This is a genomic window from Veillonella sp. CAG:933 (genome assembly GCF_000431435.1).
GTDB lineage: Bacteria > Bacillota > Negativicutes > Veillonellales > Veillonellaceae > Veillonella_A.
Genome location: NZ_HF986197.1, coordinates 1 through 4966 on the forward strand (window position 1 = coordinate 1; position 4966 = coordinate 4966).

Genomic DNA, 4966 nt, shown 5'->3' on the forward strand with positions numbered 1-4966 from the left:
AGTTAAAAAACTCAATTTCGTTACAGCCCCTTAATTGGTTACATAATATTTAGTTGTCGTTGTTTTTGAAACGAAGAATGAAGGTTGTTCCTTCACCCGGTTCACTCTTAACAGCTACGGAACCACTGTGGATTTCCATAATATGTTTTACAAGGGCAAGACCAAGGCCGCTGCCTTCACGTTTGCTGTTGCGGCTCGGATCGGCCTGATAGAAACGTTCAAAGATACGGGCTTGTTTGTCTTTAGGAATGCCGATACCTTCGTCGGTGACGCTGACAACGGTAAAGCTTTCTTTGGTGCAAATATTAACAATAATATGATTATCCAGGTTTTTGCTGAATTTAATAGCATTGTCAAAGAGATTGATAAACACTTCTTCAATCAACTTAGGGGAGAGAAGTAAGGACGGGCTTTCACCGGTCATGGCCAAGGTGATATTTTTGCCCTGTCGCTTAGTGGCTAATTGTTGCCAAGCTGAATTAATGACGGAGCGAATTGAGGTTTGTTTAAATAGTACTTCAGACCCTTCGTCTTCGATGCGGGAGAGTTTTAAAATAGTGTCGATTAGTTCCTGCATGTGAAGGGCAGCGGTATGAATATGACCGCCCAGTAGGGTCGCTTCTTCTTTGTTGGGATACATACCCTTAGCAAGAATTTCCGCATAGCCGCTGATGGTAGTAAGCGGTGTTTTTAGTTCGTGTGATACATTTGAGGTAAACTCATGACGGCGCTGTTGCTCTAAATAGCTCTGCGTAATATCTGAGATGATAACAAGCAAGCGACCTTTGTAGCGATCGTCTTCCGTAATGTGGAAGATAATATGAAAATGCTGATTATCTTTATGAAGCAAATATTCGCCGCCCTGATGTTTGCGCATGGCGTTAATTACATTTTTGCGCCATTCTACATCATCGGAAAGCAGTAAAAGTGATTCGCCGTGTAATTCGCTTTTAGCGTTTAAAAACTCTTTCAAGTGTTCATTATATGTAATGATGGTGCCGTCTAATTCGGCCAATAAGAGCCCTTCGTCCATTTCTTCCATAATAGACCGGAGGGTATTTTTTTCGGCCTGTAGACGCAAAATCATGGCTTCAAGTTCATTTTTTTGAAAAGACAGACGCGATAGAAGCGGTGTAATTTCATTGTACGCCTCGTCAATAACGGGCTTGGTATCACCGTGCGAGGTCCAGGCTTTAACGATTTCTTCAATCGGATAGATGGCATCAGCCGTCCAACGCCGGGCTAAGAGATAACAACCGCCCGACATGGCCGCAAAGAGCAGGAAGAGCCCCGGGGCGGCGTCTAAGATAACTTTGTAAACGGTAGAACCGTTACGGGAGACTCGCAAAATCGAGTTATCCGGCAGGCGAATGGCCTCGTAGTAACTGATGGCATGGATGGTGGAAGAGTCACGAATATCACTGCCTTCGCCGTGGAGGATGGCCTGTGATATTTCGGGACGCTGCAGATGATTATCCATTGAATCCGCATCGTGGACGGAATCGAATAATACTTTTCCTTCGTAGGAAATCCAGGTAATACGCAAGGTATTATTGGTGGATTGGGCTATGGCTTGTAATCGGTCCGGTGTTAATGTGCCTGTAGACGCAATAATTCGACCTTCCGTATAGAGTACGGTGCGAAAATCATGTTTCCAGTTATTGTAGAATAAATAACTGAGAATTACGGTGCTGACTACGAGACTCAACATGCCCAAGCCGAACAGGGCACGGAAGAACTTCTGTCTCATATGGTGGCCTCCCAACGATATCCGATGCCGCGAACAGTCTTAAGATGGCGGCCGGCATGGCCTAAATGTTGTCTTAAGGTAACAACATGCATGTCAACGGTACGGGATTCGCCTTCATAGGAGAAGCCCCAAACAACTTCCATAATGCGTTCACGGGAAAGGGCAATGCCCGTGTTTTCCATGAAGTAGAGTAAGAGTTCGTATTCTTTGAGGGTTAACGCAATAGGTTGGCCATCAAGGGTGACGATGCGACTGTCTTTGTCCAGTACTAAATCATCACAAGTGAGCACGGATTTCTTAGGTGGCGTTATCGGACGGGTACGACGCAATAAAGCCTTTATACGGGAAACAAGTTCAACGACGCCGAAAGGCTTAGTGATGTAGTCATCGGCACCGCCGTCGAGACCTTGCACGACATCAATTTCGGAAGTTTTGGCGGTAATCATAATAATCGGCAAATCCTGGGTAGCAGGTTTTTCACGAAGTTTATTTAAGATGGATAAACCGTCTTCACCTTCCAGCATAATGTCGAGCAAGACAAGTTGAGGCCGGCGTTCTTCCAGGGCGGCCCAAAAGGGTCCGCTTGACTCGAAGGTGCCGACCTCAAAGCCCTGCCCGTTTAACACATAGGAGATAAGTCCGCGAATGCTGTCTTCATCTTCTACACAATAAATTAAAGGGTGGGTCTGTTTCATAGCTATCTCCTTATTCTGATAGAAAAAAAGGAACGAACTGCATTGAGTTCGTTCCGGGGAGTTTCCTGTTATCAACCGAAGCGACCGTTAATGTAGTCAGCCGTTTTTGGCTGTGTTGGTTCGGTAAATATAGTCTTTGTTTTATTATATTCTACCAAATCTCCCATTAAGAAGAAAGCGGTTTTATCAGAAATACGAGCAGCTTGTTGCATATTGTGTGTAACAATAACAATTGTGTAGTCTTCTTTTAATTCTAACGCTAATTCTTCGATTTTAGCAGTGGAAATAGGATCGAGCGCACTGGTAGGTTCGTCCATGAGGATTACGTCAGGGCGAGTTGCCAAGGTACGAGCGATGCAAAGACGCTGTTGTTGACCACCGGATAAGCTGATGGCACTTTTGTGTAAGCGGTCTTTTACTTCATTCCACAAGGAAGCTTGGGTCAAGCTTTTTTCAACGATTTCGTCGAGTTCGCTTGCTTTTTTGATGCCTTGTAAACGTGGGCCGAAGGCTACGTTGTCATAAAGGCTTTGTGGGAATGGGTTAGGTTGCTGGAAAACCATGCCTACGCGGTGACGAAGAACGATTGGTTCCATGTCGGCGTAAATATCTTCGCCTTCTAAAAGGATTTTACCTTTAACGGTAACATCACCTTCAAGGTCGTTCATGCGGTTTAAGATACGTAAGAAGGTAGATTTACCGCAACCGGAAGGTCCGATTAATGCAGTAATTTCGTTCTTCTTAATGTTCATGTTGATATTTTTTAAGGCATGGAAGGTGCCGTAGTAGAAATCGAGGTTTTCTACTGTAAACGCGTTGCCTACCGCTTGATCGGCTACAGCTTTAGCACCGGCATTTACCAACACTTGCTGATTGGGCATTGCTACTTCAGAAATTTCCATTATTTGTTGTCTCCTAGGTTTTTACGATTAAGGTGACGGCTCAAGGCACGAGCACCGATACTGAATGTGAAAACGAGCGCTAAAAGTACGAGAGCACTTAAGTTGGCCATGGCACTTGCATTTGGATCTAAAGATTCACTGCGGGACGCCCAAATTTGAAGGGATAATGTTTCACCGGAACGGAATGGGTTGAACGCATTGGTAGGGGACGTAATGTCCGTGCTGGCCCAATTGATGTCGGTACTCATACCGGCGGTAAACATAAGAGCAGCGGCTTCACCGAATACACGGCCGGCTGCTAAGATGATGCCTGTAATAATAGCCGGGAATGCGGCCGGAATTAATACGCGGCTGATAGTTTGCCATTTGGTAGCACCTAAACCGTAACTACCTTTTGCATAGGATGCCGGTAAGGCGCGCAAGGCGTCTTCGGTGATAGTTGCGATAAGCGGTAAGGTTAAGATGGATACCGTTAATGCACCGGCGAATAAGTTCCATTGGGAGTTGGTCATGATGATGAACACCAAGTAACCGAACAAACCGAGAACGATGGAAGGTAAAGAAGATAAGGTTTCAATAGAGATACGCATAATCTTTTGTGCTTTACCTTTAGTTGCGTATTCCGCCATGTAGATACCGGCACCGATGCCGAGGGGAATACTGATGAGTAAGGCTAAGAACACGAGATAAATCGTATTGAAGAATTGGTTACCGATACCGGTAGGTGAGAATGCGAGAAGTTCAGGCTTGAAGTCACTTAGGGCACTCCAGGCAATATGGCCTACAAAACCCGCTAACAGTAATAAGGTAGCGCCTGCGAGGATATGCAAACCCAGTGTAACCAAGCGGTCGGTAGATAAAGCCCGTCGACGAGGGCCCGGAATGGCTTTACTTGCTTTCACTTAGGTTGTCTCCTTTAGCTGTAATGTAGCGAATGAGTAAAATGAACAATAAGGAAATTACGAATAGGAATAATGCCATGGTCCATAATGCCATATTGTATTCACTGCCTTCCATCGTACCGCCCATATCCGCTGCAATCGCACTGGTTAAGTTAACGGTAGGATCTAATAAGGATTTAGGGAAGGCTTTCATTTTACCGATTACCATGGCTACCGCCAAGGCTTCACCAAAGGCACGAGCCAAGCCGAGTACAACGCCGGCTAAGATACCGTGTTTAGCTACCGGTAAAACGATTTTGTAAATTACTTCCCAGCGGGTAGCACCTAAGCCGTAAGCGCCTTGACGGTATGTTTTAGGCACACTGTTGATGGCGTTCATGGTTACAGATGTAATCGTTGGGAAAATCATGATTGCGAGTACAATGGATGCTGCTAATACGGAGAAACCGCTGTCAGCTGTAGTGTACTTCTGAAGGAAAGGTACCAAGATGGTAAGACCTAGCCAACCGTAGATGATTGAAGGAATCCCTACAAAAATTTCAATCACCGGCTGCCAGAAACGACGTCCGACGCTAGGTGTAATTTCCGCCATGTAGATGGCTAACGCAATACTTACAGGCGTTGCCATTAACAAGGCGAGAGCACAGGTAATAAGAGAGCCGACAATATAAATGCCGGCTCCTACGTGACCGCCGCCGGCAAGTGTGTCGGCGGGCT

General features: G+C 45.6%; 5 protein-coding genes. All 5 read right to left on the reverse strand.

Annotated features, from left to right (window positions below):
* Window positions 1-49: 49 nt before the first annotated feature.
* Complete coding sequence (locus QZL64_RS06490; RefSeq protein ID WP_021841202.1) at window positions 50-1750, reverse strand: sensor histidine kinase; 1701 nt, start codon at window positions 1748-1750, stop codon at window positions 50-52.
* Entirely contained in the window at window positions 1747-2445 is a 699-nt protein-coding gene (locus QZL64_RS06495; protein WP_021841203.1) for a response regulator, read from the reverse strand. Before QZL64_RS06495 ends, QZL64_RS06490 begins: the two co-directional genes overlap by 4 nt.
* Window positions 2446-2516: 71 nt before the next feature.
* On the reverse strand, window positions 2517-3347 hold the full coding sequence (gene pstB / locus QZL64_RS06500) for a phosphate ABC transporter ATP-binding protein PstB (RefSeq protein WP_021841204.1): 831 nt from the start codon (window positions 3345-3347) through the stop codon (window positions 2517-2519).
* Window positions 3347-4249, reverse strand: a complete 903-nt coding sequence (gene pstA, locus QZL64_RS06505) for a phosphate ABC transporter permease PstA (protein WP_021841205.1) — start codon at window positions 4247-4249, stop codon at window positions 3347-3349. Before pstA ends, pstB begins: the two co-directional genes overlap by 1 nt.
* Window positions 4236-4966: phosphate ABC transporter permease subunit PstC (pstC, locus tag QZL64_RS06510; protein WP_296309408.1), on the reverse strand; the 731-nt coding region annotated here is incomplete at its 5' end. The genes pstA and pstC, both read right to left, overlap by 14 nt.

Excerpts from the sequence above, each read along its gene's own strand:
- QZL64_RS06495 (WP_021841203.1), bottom strand. The coding sequence starts at position 2,445 with ATGAAACAGACCCACCCTTTAATTTATTGTGTAGAAGATGAAGACAGC.
- pstB (WP_021841204.1), bottom strand. The coding sequence starts at position 3,347 with ATGGAAATTTCTGAAGTAGCAATGCCCAATCAGCAAGTGTTGGTAAAT.
- QZL64_RS06490 (WP_021841202.1), bottom strand. The coding sequence starts at position 1,750 with ATGAGACAGAAGTTCTTCCGTGCCCTGTTCGGCTTGGGCATGTTGAGT.